Raw genomic sequence first — 20779 nt, forward strand, 5'->3', positions numbered from 1 at the left:
GGCGTGACTGACCTGACTGAACTGTCCGCGAATGAACTCATCAAACTGACCGCCCTGCAGATGGCCGAGCGGCTGCGCGCCGGCGAGGTCACCTCGGTGGAGCTCACCCAGGCCCACCTGGACCGCATCGCCGCGGTGGATGGCCCGGCTGACGGCCAGGGCACCGGCGTGCACGCCTTCCTGCACGTCAACACCGAGGAGGCGCTCGCCGTGGCCGCCGAGGTGGACGCCATCCGCGCCGCCGGTGGCACCGAGGCGCAGGACCTGCACCCGCTGGCCGGCGTCCCCATCGCGGTGAAGGACCTCATCGTCACCGTCGGTCAGCCGACCACCGCGGCCTCGAAGATGCTCGAGGGCTGGATGAGCCCCTATGACGCCACCGTGGTGCAGAAGATCCGTGCGGCCCGGCTGCCGATCCTCGGCAAGACCAACCTGGACGAGTTCGCCATGGGCTCTTCCACCGAGCACTCCGCGTTCGGTGACACCCGCAACCCCTGGGATCTGAGCCGGACCCCCGGCGGATCCGGGGGTGGCTCCGCCGCCGCGGTGGCCGCCTTCATGGCCCCCCTGGCCCTCGGCACGGACACCGGTGGCTCGATCCGCCAGCCCGGCGCCGTCACCGGCACCGTGGGCGCCAAGCCCACCTACGGCGCGGTGTCCCGCTACGGCGTCATCGCCATGGCCTCCTCCCTGGACCAGGTGGGCCCGGTGACCCGGACCGTCTCCGATGCCGCCGCCCTGCAGGAGCTCATCGGCGGCCACGACCCCCAGGACTCCACCTCCCTGCCCGAGCCGATGGACGGGCTGCTCGAGGCCGCCCGCAACGGCGAGCTGAAAGGCCTGCGCATCGGCATCATCGCCGAGCTCGAGGGCGAGGGGTTCCAGGAGGGCGTGCTGGCCCGCTTCCAGGAGTCGGTGCAGATCCTCCAGGACGCCGGGGCAGAGGTCGTCGAGGTCTCCTGCCCGCACCTGGGCTACGCCCTGGGCGCCTACTACCTGATCATGCCCTCGGAGGTCTCCTCCAACCTCGCGAAGTTCGACGGCGTCCGGTTCGGCAACCGGGTGGTGCCGGACGGCGGAGGCACCATCGAGCAGGTCATGGGTGCCACCCGAGCGGCCGGCTTCGGCGATGAGGTCAAGCGCCGCATCATCCTGGGCACGTACGCGCTCTCGGCCGGCTACTACGACGCCTACTACGGCTCGGCGCAGAAGGTCCGCACCCTGATCCAGCGCGACTTCGACGCCGCGTTCGGACAGGTGGACGTGCTGATCTCGCCGACCTCCCCGGTCACCGCCTTCCCCCTGGGGGAGAAGCTGGACGACCCGGTGGCGATGTACAACAACGACATCGCCACCATCCCCGCCAACCTGGCCGGCATCCCCGGCATCTCGGTGCCCGCCGGGCTGTCCGAGGGGCTGCCCGTGGGCATCCAGTTCCTGGCCCCCGCCCGGGGTGACGCCACCATGTACCGTGCCGCCGCCGCACTCGAGTCCCGCCTCGAGGAGGCCTGGGGCACCCCGTTCTGGGCCCAGGCCCCGGATCTGGCCGGTTCCAGCGCCGCCGCACCGGCCGGCGTCGGGAACGCCCCCGCTACCGCAACTGTAGGAGGAGAGAACTGATGGCCGCCGTCACTGACGAGGTGCTCACGTTCGAGGAGGCCATGGCCCAGTACGAGCCCGTGCTCGGCTTCGAGGTCCATGTGGAGCTCAACACCCGGACCAAGATGTTCTCCTCGGCGCCCAACGGCTTCGGGGACGAGCCGAACACCAACGTGACCCCGGTGGACCTCGGCCTGCCGGGAGTGCTGCCGGTGGTCAACGGGACCGCGGTGGAGTACTCCATCAAGCTCGGCCTGGCGCTGAACTGCCAGATCGCCGACGTCTGCGGTTTCGCCCGGAAGAACTACTTCTACCCGGACACCCCGAAGAACTTCCAGACCTCCCAGTACGACGACCCGATCGCCCACGACGGCTGGCTGGACGTCGAACTCGAGGACGGCACGGTCTTCCGCGTGGAGATCGAGCGCGCCCACATGGAGGAGGACGCCGGCAAACTGACCCACCAGGGTGGGGCCTCGGGCCGCATCCAGGACGCCGCCTCCTCGCTGGTGGACTACAACCGCGCCGGCGTGCCACTGGTGGAGATCGTCACCCGGCCGATCACCGGCGCCGGTGAACGCGCCGCCGAGCTGGCCAAGGCCTACGTCACCCAGATCCGGGACATCGTCAAGAACCTCGGCATCTCGGACGCCCGGATGGAGCGCGGCAACGTCCGGTGCGACGCCAACGTGTCCCTGATGCCGAAGGGCTCCACCGTGTTCGGCACCCGCACCGAGACGAAGAACGTCAACTCCACCCGGGCCGTGGCCCATGCGGTGACGTTCGAGATCCAGCGCCAGGCTGCCGTCCTCTCCTCCGGCGGCACCGTGACGCAGGAGACCCGGCACTGGCAGGAGGGCACCCGCACCACCACCTCGGGCCGTCCCAAGTCGGATGCGGATGACTACCGGTACTTCCCGGAGCCGGACCTCGTGCCCATCCACACCACGCCGGAGTGGATCGAGCGGCTGCGCGCGGAGTTGCCGGAGCCCCCGGCCGAGCGCCGCAAGCGCCTGAAGGCGGACTGGGGCTTCTCGGACGAGGAGTTCCGGGACGTCGTCAACGCCGGCGTCCTGGACGAGATCGCCGCGACCATCGAGGCCGGCGCCAGTGCCGCCGCGGCCCGCAAGTGGTGGATGGGCGAGATCGCCCGCCTGGCCAACCTCGCTGAGAAGGACATCGCCGAACTTGGGGTCACCCCGGCGGACGTGGTCGAGGTCGAGGCGCTGATCGCCGAGAAGACCATCAATGACAAGCTCGCCAAGCAGGTGCTCGGCTTCGTCGCCGAGGGCGAGGGTGCCCCGCGCGCCATCGTCGAGGCCCGCTCGCTTGCCGTGGTCTCCGACGACGGTGCGCTGAACGCCGCGGTGGAGGCCGCCATCGCCGAGAACCCGGGCGTGGTGGACAAGATCAAGGCCGGCAAGCTGCAGGCCATCGGCGCCCTGATCGGCCCGGTGATGAAGGCCACTCGCGGCCAGGCCGACGCCGCCCGGGTCCGCGAGATCGTGATGGAGCAATTGGGCGTCAGCGAGTAGCCCCGAGAGAGGGGCCGCATGCCGTGGGAGTTGCGTGACGGTGAGCCGGTCATCGGCCGGGCGCTGGTCCGGGCCCTGCTGGAGGAGCAGCACCCCGACCTCGCCCACCTGCCGCTGGCGGAGCCGGTCCGCGGTTGGGACAACACCATGGTCCGGCTGGGGGAACGCCTGGCCCTCCGCCTTCCCCGGCATGCCCAGGCCGAGGCGCTGCTCGATCGGGAGGTCGCCTGGCTGCCGCGGCTGGCAGCCCAGCTGGCGTCACCGCCGGCTTCTCCTCTGACGGTCCGGTCGGACGGCACCGCGCCGGCAGCCGGCCACACCACTACTGCCATTCCTGCCGTCCCGACGCCGATCCGGACGGGAGTGCCCCGCACCGGCTACCCGTTCCGCTGGGCGGTGGTGCCCTGGGTGGACGGGACACCGGCGGTCCACGTGCCCCTCCAGGTCCGGGACGCCTATGCCGCCCAGCTGGCCGCCGCCCTGCGGGGACTGCACCAGCCGGCACCCGCGGACGCCCCGGCCAGCGCCTTCCGCGGGGTCGATCTGGCCGACGTGGAGGACCGTTTCACCCGGCGATGGAACGCCGTGGCCGGAGATCTCGGCCGGGAGCGCCGGGACCAGCTCGCCGAGGTCTGGAGGCGGGCGGTGAACGCGGCGCCGTACTCCGGCCCCCGGATCTGGCTCCACGGTGATCCGCACCCGAACAACACGGTGCTGGCCGGCGTCGGGGGGTCCCGGTCCTGTTCTCCGGTGCTGGTGGATTTCGGTGATCTGTGTGCCGGGGATCCGGCCTCGGACCTGGGCTCGGCCCTGTTGCATTTCTCACGTGCCGGCCGGGAGGCCTTCAGGACCACCTACGACGCCGGCCGGGTTCCGGATCCTGCCCTGTGGGCCCGGGCGCACGGCTGGGCGGTGCACTACGCGCTCATCTTCGCGGCCCAGTCCCCGGGGGAGGCGTTGCGCCCGTTGGGGCGGGACCTGCTCGCCTGAGACCCGACGCGCCGTCCGGTCCCACGTTGTGTTTCGTCCTCGGCCGTGTTTACGGTGGCGGCAGGCTCGACCGGAGCCGTTCGCCGACGAGAGGTTGCGCGTGATGGAACAGAAGAACATCCACGTCCTGGGCCTGACCGAGGTCCAGCGGCACGAACTGGAGACCGTCTCGGGGGCTGAGAACTACGCCTTCCACAACGTGCTGGACTACGAGCGGCTGGTGGAGACCGCGGAGATTGATTTCGAGGAGTTGCTGGCGGCCGCGCGTCGCCAACTGGATGCCTTCGAGGGGACGGTGGACGCGATCATCGCCCACTGGGACTTCCCCGTCAGCGTGATGACACCCATCCTGGCGGCGGAGCGGGGACTGCCGGCACCGTCCCTGGAGAGCGTGCTGAAGTGTGAGCACAAGTACTGGAGTCGGCTGGAACAGCGGGCCAGCATTCCGGAGTGCGTGCCCGGTTTCGCCGCGTTCGACCCCTTCGACGACCACGCGCTGGACTCGATCGACCTGGACTTCCCCTTCTGGGTGAAACCGGTCAAGGCCCACTCCTCGAACCTCGGCTTCAAGATCGAGGACGAGACGGGCTTCAACGAGGCCCTGGCCGAGATCCGCGAGCACATCGAGGAGATCGGGGACGCCTTCGACGCGGCCCTGTCCATGGTGGACCTGCCGCCGGAGATGCAGCAGTGGGGCGGCAACACCTGCCTGGCCGAACAGTTCGTGCAGGGCACCCAGGCCGCCCCCGAGGGCACCGTGTTCCAGGGTGTCGTCCGCATCCACGGCGTGCTGGACATGCACAAGGATGAGGACGGCACCAGCTTCGACCGGCTGGACTACCCGGCCAGCAGTGTGCCGGAGCGCGTGCAGCAGCGGATGATCGATGCCACCGAGCGGTACCTGAAGCACGTCGGTTTCGACAACGGCTGCTTCAACTCCGAGTTCATGTGGGACCAGGAGGCGGACCAGCTGTGGATGATCGAGGTCAACACCCGCATCTCGCAGTCCCACAGTGACCTGTTCGCCAAGGTGGACGGTGCCTCGAACCACGAGGTCGCGATCGACATCGCCCTGGGCCGCGAGCCGAGGATGCCCCACCGCCAGGGTGAGTATGCCGTGGCCGCCCAGTGCATGGTCTTCCATGATGAGGACGCGGTGGTGACCCGGGTGCCCGACGAGGAGGACAAGAGGGCCTTGGCGGAACGGCACCCCGGCACGGTCCTGACCTTGATGGCCCATGAGGGTGACCGGCTGTCCGAGCTGGCCGGCCAGGACAGCTACCGGTTCATCGTCGGCAAGTTCTACCTCGGCGCGTCCAGCCATGAGGAACTCGGCCGATTCCACGCCCGGATCGTCCAGGAGCTGCCGTTCGAGTACGCCAGCGCCGAGTCGGGCGACCACGAAGGAGAAGGAGCAGGAGGACGATGAAGACCATCACCGAGTTCCCGCACGAGACGCGGGTCATCGAGAACGTGTTCATCCCCATGCGGGACGGGGCCCGGTTGGCCGCCCGGATCTGGATGCCGGTCGACGCCGAGCAGAACCCCGTCCCGGCGATCCTGGAGTACATCCCGTACCGGAAGCGGGACAGCAGCCGCGCCCGCGACGAATTGAATCACCCGTACATGGCCGGGCACGGCTACGTGTGCGCCCGGGTGGACCTGCGCGGCAGCGGTGACTCGGACGGCGTCATGGTGGACGAGTACCGCGCCCAGGAGCACGAGGACGCCGAGGACGTCATCGCCTGGCTGGCCGAGCAGCCCTGGTGTGACGGCAAGGTCGGCATGATGGGCATCTCCTGGGGCGGGTTCAACAGCCTGCAGCTGGCGGCCCGCCAGCCCCCGGCCCTGAAGGCCATCATCAGCGCCTCGGCCACGGACGACATCTACGTGGACAACATGCATTACATGGGTGGCTGCCTGCTCGGCGACAACCTCTCCGAGGCCACCGTGATGTTCGCGTTCAACAGCCTCCCGCCCGATCCGCAGATCGTGGGCGAACGGTGGCGGGACATGTGGCACGAGCGGCTGGCCGGCAGCGGGCTGTGGCTGGAGACCTGGCTGGAGCACCAGCGGCGTGACGACTACTGGAGGACGGCCTCGGTCTGCGAGGACTACAGCCAGGTGAAGTGCCCGGTGATGGCGGTCGGCGGCTGGGCGGACGGCTACACCAATGCCGTGTTCCGCCTGATGGAGAACCTGGACGTCCCACGGAAGGGCCTGATCGGACCGTGGGGCCACAAGTATCCGCACCTCGGCGTGCCAGGCCCGGCCATCGGCTTCCTGCAGGAGGCCGTGCGGTGGTGGGACCACTGGCTCAAGGACCGGGACACCGGGATGATGGACGAGCCCATGCTCCGGGCGTGGATGCAGGACAGCATCTCACCGGCCTCCTCCTACGAGGACCGGCCCGGCCGCTGGGTCGCCGAGGACCAGTGGCCCGCCCCGGAGATCAAGGACCGCGAGTTCACCCTGCGCGGCCACCACCTCGAAGAGGCCGAATCTGACGCTGACCAGCATGGCGAGTCGGACGCCGAGATCGAGATGAAGTCCCCCCTGAGCGTGGGCATGTTCGCCGGCAAGTGGGCCTCCTACGCGGCGGTGCCGGACCTGCCCTTCGACCAGCGGGAGGAGGACGGCGGCGCTATCTTCTTCGAGTCGCGTCCGCTCACCGAGGACCTGGAGATCTTCGGCCTGCCGGAGTGCCACCTGGAGGTTTCCGCGGACCGGCCGGTGGCCATGCTGGCCGTGCGGCTCTCGGACGTGAACCTGGACGGCGAGGCCACCCGGGTGACCTACGGACTGCTCAACCTCACCCACCGGGACAGCAGCGAGGACCCGAGCCCGCTGGAGCCGGGGAAGAAGTACCGGGTGACGGTGCCGCTGAACGGCATCGCCCAGACCTTCCCGGCCGGACACCGGCTCCGGTTGTCCATCTCGACCTCCTACTGGCCCCTGGCCTGGCCCTCCCCGGAGGCGGCCACCGTCTCCCTGACCACCGGGGTCAGCAGCCTCACCGTCCCGCAGCGGGCCCGCCGGCCGGAGGACGCCCGGCTGCGCGAGTTCGGGGAGCCGGAGGCTGCGACTCCGTTGGCGGTCACCGAGACCCAGCCCGGCCGGCACCACTGGCGGGTCACGCGCGACCTGGCGACGAACGTCTCCTCCCTGGAGATCGCCAATGACCAGGGGGCCTTCCGCATCGAGGACACCGGGAGCCACATCCGGCGCGGCACCGAGGAGTGGTACAGCTTCCGCTGGAACGACGTGAACTCCGTGCGCGGTGAGACCCGGACCGTGCGCCGGGTCGAGCGCGAGGACTGGGGGGCCGAGGTCACCACCAGCACGGTGCTGACCTCCACACCCACCGAGTTCATCATCGACGCCGAACTCGACGCCTACGAACTGGACGCCCAGCGCGGCGACCCCCGCGTCTACTCGCAGAGCTGGCACCGCCGCGTCCCGCGGGACCTGGTGTAGTCCTCTGTAGTCCTCGTGCCCGGCACCGCCCTTCGGCCAGGTGCCGGGTTGGCGTCCCTGGTCGGCCTACTCCGGGCGGCGGCTGCGGAATCTCCGCGCTGCCGTCCGGGCCAGCAGGGCGCAGCACACCGCCAGGCACACCAGGGCGCCGAGGGCGAAGGCGCCGGTGACCCCGGCATCGGTGGTCTGTCCGGCGGGATCCGCGGTCACCGCGAAGATGGCCGCAGCGGCCGCGGTGCCGAAGGAACTGCCGATGGTGCGCAGCACCTGGTTGAAGCTGACCGAACTGCCCAAGCCCTCGGCGGCCACGTTCCGGGCGATCAGGGCGGGCATGGCCGCATAGCTGGAGCCGATGCCCAGGCCGAACAGGAACATGCCGAGCAGGACCTCCCAGAGCTCGGTGTGGGCGAACCAGAGGAGTATCCCGGAGGCGGCGGCCAGTCCGGCCCCGATCGGCAACAGGGCCGTCAGCGGCACCCGGGACGAGAGCCGGCGGACCATCCGGTTGGCGATGAAGCTGCCGACGGACAGCGGCAGCATGACGAAACCGGCCCAGAAGACCGGCAGGGCCAGCCCGTATCCGCTGGAGGTCGGTGCCTGGGCCACCAGGCTGGAGACCGAGAGGCCGATGTAGATGGCGGCGCCGAGCCCGATGGCCGAGGCGTTGGCCAGCACGACCTCACCATTGGCGAACACGCGCAGATTGATCAGCGGGTGGCGCGAGCGCAGTGACGTCCGCACCCACAGGGCCAGCAGGACGGCGGCCAGGACCAGGGTGGCGAGGGTCCAAGGGGAGGACCAGCCCCAGGTGGGCCCTTCGCTGATGCCGAGCAGCAGGCTGCCCAGGCCGGTGCCCAGCAGGATCGCCCCAGCCGTGTCGAAGGGGACCCGGACAGCGTGGACATCACCACCGGCGGGAACGGTCCGGATGACCACCACCATCGCGGAGAGGACGAAGAGTGCGGCGAACCAGAAGGCGAAGCGGTAGTCGACCAGGCCGGCGATGATGCCGGTCAGCGGATAGCCGATGCCGAGCCCGGTGCTCACCGTGACGGACAGGCTGGAGATGGCCGGCTGCACCTGGGGCCCGGCGAGATACCGGCGTGCCAGGGCGATGGTCACCGGGACGATGCCGTAGGTCAGGCCCTGGAGGGCCCGGCCGATGAGGAACACCGTGAAGTTCGGGGCCAGGGCGGCCACGACTGACCCGGCCAGGATCACGGTCAGGGACACCAGCAGCAGCCGCTTCTGATGCGGCCCGTCGCTGATCCGGCCCATCACCGGGGTGGCGACGGCACCCACCAGGAGGTTCACGGTGAGCATCCACTGGGCGGTGCTCACGGAGACCCCCATGTCCTGGGCCACGGACGGCACCAGCAGCATGCCCAGCGAGCTGACCACCGCCGTGCAGAGCGCTGCGTAGACCAGGGCCGGTTCCAGACGTTGAGGGGTATCAGTCACGCGGCTCCTCAGAAGGTGCTTCAGGCGCGGGCTCAGGTGCAGGCGTGGACGCGGCCGTGGAGAGTGTCTCGGACGCCGTCCCGGCCGTGAGTTTGCGCAGGACCGGGATGGCGGAGGCGAGTGTCTGCCTCTCGTCCGGCGTCAGGCGTTCACGGACGACCCCGTAGAGCCATGCGCGGCCGGTCCGGGTCTCCTCGGCCAGTTTGAGCCGGCCCGCCTCGGTGGGGTGGATCCAGGAGCGGCGTCGATCCGTCTCATCCGGGATTCGTTCGACCAGCCCCAGACCTTCGAGTTCCCGGGCGGCGAGTGAGATCGCCTGGGGACTGACCTGGACCTTTGCGGCCAGCTCGGCTGTGCTGGCCCGTCCGTTCTCGGCCACGTGGCGCAGAATCCCCACTTTGCCGGGGGACAGGGTCCGCTCCACGTGGATCCGGTGCAGGATCGGGAGCAGCGCCTCGAGCAGTTCGGCGGTCGGCTCGGAATCGGAGTTCAGGTCGTGGGGCACGCCCCAACCCTACAAGCAACTTGATCAAGTTGCTTGTGCATGTGGGGAAAGCCACGTCCTGGCTGGTCGGTCAGCTCCACCAGGCTGGCGGGTCAGTTCAGGCGGTGTTCGTCCGTCCGACGCCCAGCAGGCTCAGCCGGCTGAGGAACCGGTCGGCATCCCGGGGCAGGTGCGCGGCCCGACCCCACTCGTGCAGGGGCAGCGCTGCCTCCACGTCCAGCCGCACGTCGGCGTCCACCAGCACGTCCACGAGGAAGGCGAAGCGCTGGAACGCCTGAACGTCGATCTCCTCGGGGCGCGGCACCGCCCGCAGGTGCCACCTCGAGTACGTCTGGGCCAGGCCCAGGACGTCCTGCACGGACACCGGGGCGCCGCACAGCTGGCCGAAGGTGGCCACGAGCTCGCCGGCCTCCGGATCGGCGGCGGTCACCTCCAGCTGTCGGGTCCCGCTGTATCCCACCGGCACGTGGGCGGAGGTCCTGGCCGCCGTCGGCCCCGGCCCTCCGGTGACCGTCGCTCCGGCGACCGTCCAGGACCCGGAGGCGAACCCCGCGCGCCGGCCGTCGCCGGCGTTCAACGGCCGGTAGTCCACCCCGTCCGGGATCTGCCACTCGGTCAGGGAGGACTGGATCATCTCGATCACGGGCACCATCGTGTGGTGGAACAACGGGTCCGGCAGCAGGCCGTCGGCCGGGTAGTTCGAGGTCAGCAGGAGCCCGGCATCCAGGGCGAGCAGGCCGGGCAGGACACGGCGCAGCAGCATCGCATCGCCCACGTCATGAACGTGGAACTCGTCGATGAACACCAGCCGGGCGTCCCCGGCGATCCGTGCCACGGCGTGGTCGATCCCCTTCGGCTGGCCCGCCGGCGCGCTCGCGACCACCTGGTTCACCTGCCCCAGCAGGGCATGCATGTGCAGCCGCAGCTTCGGCACCTCGAGCGCAGTGAAGAACTCGGCGCCCAGCCACGTCTTCCCGCGCCCCACCCCTCCGTGCAGGTACACGCCACGGGAGGGAATCCGCCCGGTCAGCAGCTTCACGGTGGCCCGCTGACCCGCATCCAACACCCGTCCGTCCGCCTCGACCACGGCCCTCAGGGTCGCCTCCCGCAGGTGCGGCCACGGACCTCGTTCCCGACGCCGGCTGCTCACCGAGCGTTCACGTGGCCGTCCACCGGCGCGTGCTCGGCCTGCCACCGGGCCAGCGCCTCGGTGGCCCGCTCGATGCGGGGGAGTACCTTGGGCAGCAGCTTCGGCCAGGTGGCCGGTCCGTTCTCGCCCGCCGGGTCTTCACGCAGGGACGCGTCGTAGATGGTCTCCAGGGCCATCCATCCCAGCCAGACCCGGGCGCGCAGGGCCTCATCGGCGTCCCGGGCGATCTCCTCCAACTTCTCCTCGCCGTGCCACAGGGCCAGGTAGGCCGGGTTCAGGGCCGGGTCCCACACGGCGGCCAGGTCCCAGTCCAGGATCCCGGTGAGGTGCCAGCGTTCTCCGTCGGGTCCATCTGGTCCGAGACCTCCGGCGCCTGCGGGCTGCCACCGCATGTTGTGCCCGGCCAGATCCCCGTGGACCAGCGACGGTGGCACCACCGGCTCCTCCGTCCATGCGGTGTGCGTGGCGGTCAGGGTGGCCACCGTCTCGGCCCAGCGGTCCGCGGAGACCACGGCGCCGGGACCCACCGGCGAGCCCTCGGTCCAGAGGCCTGGCCCGTGCGACGCCGCCAGCAGCGACGGCACCGCCTGGACCGCGGCCACCTTCTCCGCCGTCCACGGGCCGCGATAGGCGAACGGGGGACCGAGGTGCGGCGTGAGGGGAGTGGTGTCGATTCCGGCGAGCGTCCGGCACAGGTCACGCAGCACCGGCACGTCACCGGTGTGTGGCGGGTGCGCCTCACCGGGAAGGTACTGCTGCACCACGGCGGCCATCCCCGCCGGGAGCCCGTCCGCCTCCCCGACCACCTCGGTGAGGGGTACGGGCACGGCGAAGGGCAGCGCCGCCGTCGTGCTGAGGGTCTGCAGGGCGGCCATGCGGTCGCTGAGGCGTGCGGCGGCCTCGCGGGTGCGGGTCATCCGTACGGCGCCCACGCCGGGCAGCACGAGTACCCGGTGGAATTGTCCGCCCTCGTCGATCACGCCGGCAGGCCAGTCTGCCTCGGCCAGGCGGCGGGCGAGTCCGTCATCAGCGGCGAGGGCAGAAGCCAAGGGCCGGGCGGCCGCGGCGCAGGCGGTAGCGACGTCGTCGGGAGTCGGTGCGGAGGCCATAGATCCACGGTAGCGCGGCGGCTGACTGTGGCCGAGCGGGGCGGCGATGGTGGGCGGCCGGGCCGGAGTGGGCAGCGGACACTCCTACACTGGGGCGGTGACCACCTCTGCCTCCTCGTCTCCGCTGCCGAACCCTTCGAATCCGCCGACCCGGCCGGCCGGAGCCGGGGCGTTCGATGCCCTGGCGGCACCCTCATCTCGGACGGTCCGCTGGGAGATCGTCATCGTGCTGGCGCTGTCCCTGGGGGAGTCGGCGGTCTACGCGATCGTCAACCTCATCGACAAATGGACGCAGGCGCCCCTGTCCGGGCAGACCACCACCCTGAACCCGGCCCTGGATGACCGGCAGTTCTTCGACCTGACCTACCAGGTGCTGGACATCGGCTTCGCGTTGGTCCCGGTGCTGCTGGTGCTGCATCTGGTGTGGATCCGCGGGCGCAACCCGTTCCGCACCTTCGGCCTGGACTTCCGCCGGCCGGGCCGGGACGTGGGCCTCGGCGCAGGACTGTTCCTGGTGATCGGCCTCGGGACCTTGGCGGTCTACGCTGCCGGCCGGGCCGCGGGCGTCACCACGGCCATCGTCGGCAGCGCCCTGAATGAGTACTGGTGGACCACCCCTGTGCTGCTGCTCTCCGCCCTGCGGCACGCGTTGCTGGAGGAGGTCATCGTGGTGGCGTGGCTCTTCGACCGGCTCGGCTACCTGCAACAGCGGCGTGCTGGGATGGTGGCGGGCCAGCCCGGCAGTCACAGTGGGCTACGCGCCTGGGCGAGCGGCGCCGTCGTGCCCCTGAATCCCGTGGCCGTGGTGGTGGGCTGCGCGGTCCTGCGGGGTGCCTACCACCTCTACCAGGGGGTGGGCCCGGGGATCGGCAACCTGCTGATGGGGCTGGTGTTCGGCGCGGTCTACCTGAGATACCGGCGGGTGATGCCGCTGGTGATCGCGCACTTCCTGCTGAATGCCGCCGGCTTCGTGGCGTACCCGCTGCTGGTGGCGGCAGGCCTGTTCGGCACCTGAATCCGTGACGTGAGTCTGGAGGGATTCACGTATATCGGGGCTGAGAGGTGAATCCCTCCGGACTCAACGCAGGGTGGTGCGTGGGGTCAGAGCGTGACGGTGCCCTGGGGGGTCTCGAAGGTGACCTCCAGGATGCCGGGGGTGCCGGAGGGCGATTCGAAGACCACGTTGATGTCCCCGACCGTCTCCTCCGGGTCGTCCAGGCCCAACCAGCCGCGCACGCGGTCGCGGGAGCCGGCGATCGTGATGGAGGACAACTCGGCCTGAGGCGTGTGGGCCTGTGAGGGGTGCAGGTCCTCGGTGCCCTCATCCCAGCGCAAGAGGTACGGGACCTGGGGATCGGCGATGAGGCCCTTGATGCCGATCTGGCGCCAGGTGAGTTCGCGGCCGTCCGGGAACTTGCGGTTGCCGGGCACGGACTGGCGTTCCAGGCGCTCCTCGAACGGGGCGAGGTCGTCCACGGAGACACACCAGCCCATCCAGCCGCCGCCCATCTCGGAGCGGGCGCGCACGGCCTGGCCGAACGGGGCCTTCTCCGAGGAGGGGTGGTCCAAGACCTCCACGACCTCGAGGTACTGGCGGTTGCGCAGCGGGAAGATCGCATTGCGCGTGCCGAAGCGGGGGTGGACACCGCCCTTGACGCGCTCGATGCCGAGCGTTTCGGCGAGACGGGCCACCGTGGCGGCAAGTCCTTCTTCGGGTCCAACGGCGTACGAGACGTGATCCAGGCGCATCATGCTCTTATCGTTGCACTTTCTTCCGGCCCGGACTGGTTAGGTTAACCTCACTTGAAATGTGGTCGACGTCACAGGTCTGACCGGCAGCCGGTGCCGGTTATTCGGCGTCCCTGATGACGAGGGCCGCGGGAGCACCGTGCGGCGCAATGCTACGCCCCAGGGCGGCCGGGGATGAATCCCCGGAGCCGATCTGGCAGACTTGACGAAGGTCATGAGTGCCAGCATCAAGCCCCGGCTTGCTGGCCGGCAACCCTCCAGCTCGCGGTGGGGTGCCCCGGGTGAGGACCAGGCAGGTGCCGACCGGCACCGGCAAGCGCGGGCCACCACGCCGCGTCGGGTTGCTGGACGATGTCCCTGCCCGCCGGCACCACACCGGTGGCCCTGGACTGACAGGAGCCGTCACGTGACTGACAACCCCACCAACACCCCCAGCACCCCGAACACCGAGGCCGCCGATCCAGCCCAGTGGGGCTTCGAGACCCGCCAGGTCCATGCCGGGATCCCGGAGGAGAACCCCTACGGCGCCACGGTGCTGCCGATCATCCAGTCGAACTCCTTCGATTTCCCGTCCGCCGAGGTCGCCGCCGACCGCTTCGCCCTGAAGGATCTCGGCCCGATCTACTCGCGCATCGGCAACCCCACCCAGGAAGCCGTTGAAGGCAAGATCGCCGCCCTGGAGGGCGGGGTCGGGGCACTACTGCTGGCCTCGGGCCAGGCGGCCACCACCTTCTCCATCCTCAACCTCGCCGGGGCGGGGGACCATGTGGTCGTGTCCGCCTCGCTGTACGGCGGCACGCAGAACCTGTTCAAGCACACCCTGGCCAAGATCGGCATCACCACCACCTTCGTGCAGGACCCGGACAGCCCGGAGGCGTGGCAGAACGCCATCCAGGACAACACCAAGGCCCTGTTCGGTGAGACCCTCGGCAACCCCCGCGGGGACGTGCTGGACATCCGCGCCGTCGCCGACGTCGCCCACGGCGCCGGGCTGCCGCTGATCGTGGACAACACCCTGGCCACCCCGTACCTGCTGCGCCCGATCGAGCACGGTGCGGACATCGTGGTCCACTCGGCCACCAAGTACCTCGGCGGCCACGCCGCGGCGATGGCCGGCGTGATCGTGGACGGCGGCACCTTCGACTTCGCCGCCCAGCCCGAGCGCTTCCCGGGCTTCAACACCCCGGACGAGAGCTACAACGGGATCGTCTTCGCCCGGGACCTGGGCGTGGACGGCATCCTCGGGGCCAACCTGGCCTTCGTACTCAAGGCGCGGGTCCAGTTGCTGCGCGACTACGGCAGCGCGATCAGCCCTTTCAACGCCTTCCTGCTCAACCTGGGCCTCGAGACCCTGTCCCTGCGCATGGAGCGCCACGTGGCGAACGCCCGCCAGGTGGCCGAGTATTTGGACGGCCACGCCCTGGCCGAGGCCGTGATCTACCCCGGGCTGGCCTCCAGTCCCTGGCACGAGCGCGCGAAGCAGTACCTGCCGAAGGGCCCGGCCGGCTTCGTCTCCTTCGAGATCGCCGGCGGCCGCGAGGCCGGGGCCCGCTTCGTGGACGCCCTGCGCCTGCACCACCACGTGGCCAACATCGGTGATGTCCGCTCGCTCGTCATCCACCCGGCATCCACCACGCATTCCCAGCTCACCGAGGAGGAGCAGCGTGCCACCGGTGTCACCCCCGGCTTGGTCCGCTTGTCCGTGGGTGTGGAGAGCATCGAAGACATCCTGGCCGATCTGGACAACGGCTTCGCCGCGGCCGACGTGAGCGCCTAGGGCCGGAGGTATTCGCATGACCACGACCACCCCCCAGCCGACCGCCACGGGCCTACCCGACGGCGGCCTGCACACTCGGCGCATCGGCGCCTTGGACTTCGAGACCGGTGGCCACCTGCCGGAGGTGGAGATCGCCTACGAGACCTGGGGCACGCTCAACGCCGAGAAGTCGAACGCCGTGCTGGTGCTGCATGCCCTGACCGGGTCCACGCACGTGGCGGCCTCCTCCGGTGATCCGGAGGAGGGCTGGTGGGAGGGTGTCGTCGGCCCCGGCTGCCCCATCGACACCAATACCTGGTTCGTGATCGCCCCGAACATCCTCGGCGGTTGTTACGGAAGTACCGGACCGTCCTCGCTGGACCCGGAGGGCACCCCTTGGGGATCCCGCTTCCCGTTCACCACCATCCGCGACTCCGTCCATGCCGAGGCGCGGTTGGCCGACGCCCTGGGCATCGAGCGTTTCCAGGCGGTGATCGGCGGCTCCATGGGAGGTGCCCGCGCCCTGGAGTGGGCCACCGCCTACCCGGACCGTGTGGCCGGCATGGCCGTCATCGCCTGCGGGGCGCACTCGACCGCCGAGCAGATCGCCTTCGCCCAGGCGCAGGTGCAGTCCATCACCCTGGACCCGAACTTCCGCGGCGGGGACTACTACCCGGGCCCGACGCCGGACGGCGGGCTGGGCATCGCCCGCAAGATCGCGCACATCACCTACCGATCCGAACCGGACATGGTCTCCCGCTTCGGGCGCGCCGCGCAGCCCGAGGAGAACCCGTTCGGGGAGCCGGTCCGGCGGCAGGGGCGCTATCAGGTCGAGTCCTACCTGGACTACCAGGCGGCCAAGCTGATCAAACGCTTCGACGCCAACAGCTACCTGGTGCTGACCGAAGCCCTGATGAGCCACGACGTCTCCCGCGGCCGCGGCACGGAAGCGGAGGTGCTGGGCTCCATCCAGGTGACACCGTTCATCGCCGCCGTCGAGTCCGACCGCCTGTATTTCCCGGGCCAGTCCCAGGAGCTCGCCCGCCAGCTGCCCGGCGACGTCCCGGTCCACATGATCGATTCTCCGATTGGGCACGACGGGTTCCTGACGGACCTGGACCAGGTGGCCGCGGAGATGACGCGGGTGCTGGGCCTCTAGGCCTCTAGCCGCCCTCACTCGCCGCGCTCAGTCGGCCCGGACCCTCCCGCGGTGCCCCGTGTCAGGGCCAGGTGGCCGCCGAGGAAACCAGCCGATGCCGCGACCACGTTGCCGGCCGCAGCGAGTCCGACCCCGAGGGTGTGACGGTCCCGGAGGCGGGCGATGAGGGATCCCAGGAACAGGAAGACGGCGGCATCTGTTCCCAGCGCGTGAACCGCGCCGATCCGGTGATCAGCTCCTTCGGTCTCTGTCCAGTCGGCAGCGCCGGCGAGTGCTGTCGGAATCGCGGCCAGCAGACCTGCGGATACCAGGAGCGTGGCGCCGTGGCGTGACGGCGTCCCCCCGGCCAGGTCGAGGAGGGAGGCCCCCATCCAACTACCCAGGGTGATGTCGGTGAGAGGTGGATGTACCGAGTGGCCGAGAGCGTTGGTGTGGAAGGGGCTGTGGCGCACCCAGTCGAGGATCGGCCCGTAGACGAGTCGCTGGGCTGCGGCCAGGCGTTCTGCGGTGGAACTCTCGGCCACCGTGCGCAACACCGCTGTGGAGAGGATTTCTCCGTCCGTTGTCCTGTGCATGGGGCTCAACTCCTGGTGCCGACGGAGAGCAGGTATTCCATCTCGAACCGGGCCGCGTCGATGCGGGAATCGTTCCCCGCAGGAGAATCATCCCACCGCGTCCTCGGTGGCGGGAGCCCTCGACGCCGCCGGGTTGAACCCCGAAGCCCTATTGTCCGGAGGTGTCCGCGCCCGGCGGCATGGGGTGTCCGAACATCGGCTCGGCGAGGGGCCGCTTCGGGGAGAGCCCGTCACCGGAGGACTGGCGCCGCAACCGCCGCAGTACCCAGGGCATCAGATGCGAACGGGCCCAAAGCACGTCCTCGGTCCGGGCCTGACGCCACGTGCGTGGCACCGGTGGCTTGGGCTCCAGCGGCACCAGGTCATGGGGGACATTGAGGGTCTCCAGCACCATGGTGGTGATTGTGTGGTGGCCGATGGGGGAGAAATGCAGCCGGTCCTCGGCCCACATCTCCTTCCGGGTCAGCTCCCGCAGGGCCCACAGGTCCGCGACCACGGCCTCGTGCCGCAGGGCCACGGTGTGCACGTTCTCGTTGTAGATCGCCACCTTGCCGCGGATGCGGCCCATCACGGGAGTGTCCCGGATGTCAGGGCCGGTGAAGAGCACCACGGTGGCCCCGCTGGCGGCGAGGTTCCCGACGAGATCGTCGAGCTTCTCCGCGATCGCATCCGGGTCCCCGCCCGGCCGGATCACGTCGTTCCCGCCGGCGCAGAGGGTGATGAGGTCCGGCTTCAGCTCGAGGGCCGGCGTGGTCTGCTCGGCGGCGATCTGGTCGATCAGCCGGCCGCGGATGGCCAGATTGGCATAGGAGAAGTGCTCGGTATCCGGGACGCGATGGGCGAGTTCCTCGGCCACCCGGTCCGCCCAACCGCGGTGGTAGCCGGGCCGCTGCGGGTCCGGGTCGCCGATGCCCTCGGTGAACGAGTCGCCCAGAGCCACGTAGCGGCGCCAGGGGTGGATCGGGTGCAGGGGAGCATCGGAGTGCAAGGAAGTCGAGGAAGTCGAGGAAGCCGAGGAACCAGACATGCCACGATCCTAAAGGCCTGGTTACCCAGCGGTCACTTCGCATTGGTGGCAGAACTCGTCCAGGACTTCTCGCCTACGCTGGGATCATGACCGAACCGCAGACTCCCGACCCGTCCCACTCCGAGCCCACCGAACCGTTCGTCCGCTGGTCCCGTCCCGAGGCCGAGCGCGGGGGAACGCACCTGCTGGTGGTGCTGCACGGCTACGGTGCAGACGAGAACGACCTGTTCGGGATCGTTCCGGATCTGCCGGAGAAGTTCACCATCGCCTCCGTGCGGGCACCGCTGGTCATGGATCACGGTGGCTACACGTGGTTCCCGCTGACCAACTCCCTGGAGTCCTCACCGCTGGCGGTGCGGGCCGCCATCGAGGACCTCCAGGAGTGGGTGGCCGCCCAGCGGCCGGACTTCGCCAGCACCTCCCTGCTCGGATTCTCCATGGGCATGGCGATGGCCACTTCGCTGCTGCGCCGGGAACCGGAGGCCTATGCCTGCGTCGTCGGACTCTCGGGGTTCGCGATCGACCCCACCATGGCGCCCGGTGCGGGGACCGCAGCCCCGGCGGCCGGCGTCGTGCCCTCCGAGGTGTCCGGTGCCGGCCCCCTGGCCGGATTCTTCGACGACGAGGCCGTCAAGGCGGTCAAGCCCAAGGTGTTCTGGGGCCGGGATCAGGCCGATCCGGTCATCACGCCGGACAAGATCGAGTACACGCACGCCTGGATGAACGAGCACGTGGACATGACCAAGGTGCTCTACGCCGGGATCGGCCACGGCATCGGCCCGCAGGAACTGCGCCACGTGGGGGAGTTCCTGGACTACGTGGTGAAGTAGCCCGTCCACGCTCAGCCCCCGGACGGGACCACCTTCACGGCCTCGCCGGAGAACTCGAACACGTCCCCGGGGTGCAACTGGCGGCCGCGGCGGGTCTCCGGATCCCCGTTGACCTGGACCAGGCCGGCTTCGATCACCGCGCGGGCGTCCGCCCCGTCCTCCACCAGGTTGGCCAGCTTGAGGGCCTGTCCCAGACGGATCATCCCGTCGCGGATCTCCAGCGGTGCCGGATGCGCGGACGGGGCCTCGGGGGCGTGGCGGTATCGGTGAGGGGTCTCGGGGCTCGGGTGTTCGGACATACCTCCATTGTGGCCTGAGATCCGTGCCGGTGCACCAGCCGCGGCCCGCAGGGGACCTAGACTGGCTCGGTAACCCGAACGCCGGCGTGCCCCGCGCGCCGGCTCCAGTGCGCTGACCGCAGCCAGCGGCCGAAGTAACAGACACGGATGTGATGCCCCCATGGCCCCCAAGACCACCCTCGACCAGGTCATCTCCCTCGCGAAGCGACGCGGCTTCGTGTTCCAGGCCGGAGAGATCTACGGCGGCTCCCGCTCGGCGTGGGACTACGGGCCCTTAGGCGTGGAGCTCAAGGACAACATCAAGACGCAGTGGTGGAACACGTTCGTGCGCGGCCGTGAGGACATGGTCGGCCTCGACTCCGCCATCATCCTGCCCTCAGCCGTGTGGAACGCCTCCGGTCACGTGGCCACCTTCACCGACCCGCTGGTCGAGTGCACGTCCTGTCACAAGCGCCACCGCCAGGACCACCTCATCGAGGGCTTCGTGGCCAAGAAGGGCCGCGCCCCCACGGGCGGGCTCGGCGGCATGGACGAGATCGCCTGCCCCGATTGCGGCACCCGCGGATCCTGGACCGAGCCGCAGATGTTCTCCGGGCTGATGAAGACGTTCCTGGGCCCCGTGGACAACGAGGAGGGCCTGCACTACCTGCGCCCCGAGACCGCCCAGGGGATCTTCGTGAACTTCCTCAACGTGGTCAATGCCTCCCGCCGCAAGCCCCCGTTCGGCATCGGTCAGATCGGCAAGGCGTTCCGCAACGAGATCACCCCGGGCAACTTCATCTTCCGCACCCGGGAGTTCGAGCAGATGGAGATCGAGTACTTCACCCACCCGGAGGCCGCCACGGAGCACTTCGACACCTGGGTGGAGGCCTGCTGGAACTGGTTCATCGATCTGGGCATCAACACGGACAATATGCGCCGCTTCGAGGTCCCGGACGGCGAGCGGGCCCACTACTCCGATGCCACGATCGACCTGGAGTACAAGTTCGGCTTCGCCGGCTCCGAGTGGGGCGAGCTCATGGGCATCGCCAACCGCACGGACTTCGACCTGAACTCCCACACCGAGGCCTCCGGCACGAAGATGCAGTACTTCGACCAGACCTCGGGGGAGCGCTACACCCCGTACGTGATCGAGCCGTCCTTCGGCCTCACGCGGTCCATGATGGCCTTCCTGGTGGACTCCTACCGTGAGGAGGAGGCGCCCAACACCAAGGGCGGGACCGATGTGCGCACGGTGCTCGGCCTCGATCCGCGGCTGGCCCCGGTCAAGGCGGCCGTCCTGCCGCTCTCCCGCAAGGAGGAGCTCGTGCCCACCGCCAAGCGGCTGGCGGACGAGCTCCGGGGCGTGTGGAACATCGACTATGACGACGCCGGCGCCATCGGCCGCCGCTACCGCCGTCAGGACGAGATCGGCACCCCGTTCTGCATCACCGTGGACTTCGACTCCCTCGAGGACCAGGCCGTCACCATCCGCGAACGCGACTCCATGTCTCAGGAGCGCGTGTCCCTGGACCAGGTGCGCGGCTGGCTGTTCGAGCGGCTGTCCAAGTAAGGGGAG

General features: G+C 69.8%; 18 protein-coding genes and 1 riboswitch. Of the genes, 10 read left to right on the plus strand and 8 right to left on the minus strand.

The annotated features are described in order from the left end of the window. Nucleotides 1–12: 12 nt before the first annotated feature. The 5 genes from gatA (at nt 13) to AB0333_RS13335 (ending at nt 7601) form a co-directional block, all read left to right on the plus strand. Entirely contained in the window at nt 13–1620 is a 1608-nt protein-coding gene (gene gatA / locus AB0333_RS13315) for an Asp-tRNA(Asn)/Glu-tRNA(Gln) amidotransferase subunit GatA (RefSeq protein ID WP_366219215.1), read from the plus strand. Further along, on the plus strand, nt 1620–3134 hold the full coding sequence (gene gatB / locus AB0333_RS13320) for an Asp-tRNA(Asn)/Glu-tRNA(Gln) amidotransferase subunit GatB (protein WP_366219149.1): 1515 nt from the start codon (nt 1620–1622) through the stop codon (nt 3132–3134). The genes gatA and gatB overlap by 1 nt, the downstream gene beginning before the upstream one ends. Nucleotides 3135–3152: 18 nt before the next feature. After that, on the plus strand, nt 3153–4124 hold the full coding sequence (locus AB0333_RS13325) for a phosphotransferase (protein WP_366219150.1): 972 nt from the start codon (nt 3153–3155) through the stop codon (nt 4122–4124). 103 nt (nt 4125–4227) lie between these two features. Further along, nucleotides 4228–5553: an ATP-grasp domain-containing protein gene (locus AB0333_RS13330; protein WP_366219151.1), complete on the plus strand. Its 1326-nt coding sequence runs from the start codon at nt 4228–4230 to the stop codon at nt 5551–5553. Next, nucleotides 5550–7601, plus strand: coding sequence for a CocE/NonD family hydrolase (locus AB0333_RS13335; RefSeq protein ID WP_366219152.1), 2052 nt, complete (start codon nt 5550–5552; stop codon nt 7599–7601). The genes AB0333_RS13330 and AB0333_RS13335 overlap by 4 nt, the downstream gene beginning before the upstream one ends. A gap of 66 nt (nt 7602–7667) precedes the next feature. Here AB0333_RS13335 and AB0333_RS13340 read toward each other — a convergent pair whose 3' ends face one another. The 4 genes from AB0333_RS13340 to AB0333_RS13355 form a co-directional block, all read right to left on the minus strand. Further along, nucleotides 7668–9062, minus strand: a complete 1395-nt coding sequence (locus AB0333_RS13340) for an MFS transporter (RefSeq protein ID WP_366219153.1) — start codon at nt 9060–9062, stop codon at nt 7668–7670. Then, nucleotides 9055–9567, minus strand: coding sequence for a MarR family transcriptional regulator (locus AB0333_RS13345; RefSeq protein ID WP_366219154.1), 513 nt, complete (start codon nt 9565–9567; stop codon nt 9055–9057). The genes AB0333_RS13340 and AB0333_RS13345 overlap by 8 nt, the downstream gene beginning before the upstream one ends. Before the next feature lie 97 nt (nt 9568–9664). Next, the gene (gene zapE / locus AB0333_RS13350) at nt 9665–10717 is read right to left on the minus strand and encodes a cell division protein ZapE (RefSeq protein WP_366219155.1); all 1053 of its coding nucleotides are present in this window, start codon (nt 10715–10717) and stop codon (nt 9665–9667) included. Then, a complete protein-coding gene (locus tag AB0333_RS13355; protein ID WP_366219156.1) occupies nt 10714–11826 on the minus strand; it encodes a phosphotransferase in 1113 nt (370 codons plus the stop codon). The genes zapE and AB0333_RS13355 overlap by 4 nt, the downstream gene beginning before the upstream one ends. Nucleotides 11827–11923: 97 nt before the next feature. Between AB0333_RS13355 and AB0333_RS13360 the strand changes: the two genes are divergently transcribed. Then, nucleotides 11924–12841 (plus strand): CPBP family intramembrane glutamic endopeptidase, encoded by a 918-nt coding sequence (locus AB0333_RS13360; RefSeq protein ID WP_366219157.1) that lies wholly within the window; start codon nt 11924–11926, stop codon nt 12839–12841. 86 nt (nt 12842–12927) lie between these two features. Here AB0333_RS13360 and AB0333_RS13365 read toward each other — a convergent pair whose 3' ends face one another. Further along, nucleotides 12928–13578: a VOC family protein gene (locus AB0333_RS13365; RefSeq protein WP_366219158.1), complete on the minus strand. Its 651-nt coding sequence runs from the start codon at nt 13576–13578 to the stop codon at nt 12928–12930. 207 nt (nt 13579–13785) lie between these two features. After that, nucleotides 13786–13900: riboswitch (SAM riboswitch) on the plus strand. 81 nt (nt 13901–13981) lie between these two features. Between AB0333_RS13365 and AB0333_RS13370 the strand changes: the two genes are divergently transcribed. After that, a complete protein-coding gene (locus tag AB0333_RS13370) occupies nt 13982–15352 on the plus strand; it encodes a PLP-dependent transferase (RefSeq protein ID WP_366219160.1) in 1371 nt (456 codons plus the stop codon). 16 nt (nt 15353–15368) lie between these two features. Next, nucleotides 15369–16490, plus strand: coding sequence for a homoserine O-acetyltransferase (locus AB0333_RS13375; RefSeq protein WP_366219161.1), 1122 nt, complete (start codon nt 15369–15371; stop codon nt 16488–16490). Between the two features lie 14 nt (nt 16491–16504). On the opposite strand, the gene AB0333_RS13380 is transcribed toward AB0333_RS13375, so the two are convergent. Further along, the gene (locus AB0333_RS13380; protein ID WP_366219162.1) at nt 16505–17065 is read right to left on the minus strand and encodes a DUF2231 domain-containing protein; all 561 of its coding nucleotides are present in this window, start codon (nt 17063–17065) and stop codon (nt 16505–16507) included. 148 nt (nt 17066–17213) lie between these two features. Then, entirely contained in the window at nt 17214–18092 is an 879-nt protein-coding gene (locus tag AB0333_RS13385) for an SGNH/GDSL hydrolase family protein (RefSeq protein WP_366219163.1), read from the minus strand. A gap of 86 nt (nt 18093–18178) precedes the next feature. On the opposite strand from AB0333_RS13385, the gene AB0333_RS13390 reads away from it, so the two are divergent. Next, nucleotides 18179–18922: an alpha/beta hydrolase-fold protein gene (locus AB0333_RS13390; RefSeq protein ID WP_366219164.1), complete on the plus strand. Its 744-nt coding sequence runs from the start codon at nt 18179–18181 to the stop codon at nt 18920–18922. An 11-nt stretch (nt 18923–18933) separates the two neighbouring features. On the opposite strand, the gene AB0333_RS13395 is transcribed toward AB0333_RS13390, so the two are convergent. Continuing rightward, on the minus strand, nt 18934–19221 hold the full coding sequence (locus tag AB0333_RS13395) for an RNA-binding S4 domain-containing protein (protein ID WP_366219166.1): 288 nt from the start codon (nt 19219–19221) through the stop codon (nt 18934–18936). Between the two features lie 160 nt (nt 19222–19381). On the opposite strand from AB0333_RS13395, the gene AB0333_RS13400 reads away from it, so the two are divergent. Further along, the gene (locus tag AB0333_RS13400; RefSeq protein ID WP_366219168.1) at nt 19382–20773 is read left to right on the plus strand and encodes a glycine--tRNA ligase; all 1392 of its coding nucleotides are present in this window, start codon (nt 19382–19384) and stop codon (nt 20771–20773) included. The last annotated feature ends 6 nt before the right edge of the window (nt 20774–20779 follow it).

Origin of the sequence: Citricoccus sp. NPDC079358 (genome assembly GCF_040702545.1) — a bacterium.
Lineage (GTDB): Bacteria > Actinomycetota > Actinomycetes > Actinomycetales > Micrococcaceae > Citricoccus.

Excerpts from the sequence above, each read along its gene's own strand:
- gatB (WP_366219149.1), top strand. The coding sequence starts at position 1,620 with ATGGCCGCCGTCACTGACGAGGTGCTCACGTTCGAGGAGGCCATGGCC.
- AB0333_RS13325 (WP_366219150.1), top strand. The coding sequence starts at position 3,153 with ATGCCGTGGGAGTTGCGTGACGGTGAGCCGGTCATCGGCCGGGCGCTG.
- AB0333_RS13330 (WP_366219151.1), top strand. The coding sequence starts at position 4,228 with ATGGAACAGAAGAACATCCACGTCCTGGGCCTGACCGAGGTCCAGCGG.
- AB0333_RS13335 (WP_366219152.1), top strand. The coding sequence starts at position 5,550 with ATGAAGACCATCACCGAGTTCCCGCACGAGACGCGGGTCATCGAGAAC.
- AB0333_RS13355 (WP_366219156.1), bottom strand. The coding sequence starts at position 11,826 with ATGGCCTCCGCACCGACTCCCGACGACGTCGCTACCGCCTGCGCCGCG.
- AB0333_RS13365 (WP_366219158.1), bottom strand. The coding sequence starts at position 13,578 with ATGATGCGCCTGGATCACGTCTCGTACGCCGTTGGACCCGAAGAAGGA.
- AB0333_RS13375 (WP_366219161.1), top strand. The coding sequence starts at position 15,369 with ATGACCACGACCACCCCCCAGCCGACCGCCACGGGCCTACCCGACGGC.
- AB0333_RS13380 (WP_366219162.1), bottom strand. The coding sequence starts at position 17,065 with ATGCACAGGACAACGGACGGAGAAATCCTCTCCACAGCGGTGTTGCGC.
- AB0333_RS13385 (WP_366219163.1), bottom strand. The coding sequence starts at position 18,092 with ATGTCTGGTTCCTCGGCTTCCTCGACTTCCTCGACTTCCTTGCACTCC.
- AB0333_RS13390 (WP_366219164.1), top strand. The coding sequence starts at position 18,179 with ATGACCGAACCGCAGACTCCCGACCCGTCCCACTCCGAGCCCACCGAA.
- AB0333_RS13395 (WP_366219166.1), bottom strand. The coding sequence starts at position 19,221 with ATGTCCGAACACCCGAGCCCCGAGACCCCTCACCGATACCGCCACGCC.
- AB0333_RS13400 (WP_366219168.1), top strand. The coding sequence starts at position 19,382 with ATGGCCCCCAAGACCACCCTCGACCAGGTCATCTCCCTCGCGAAGCGA.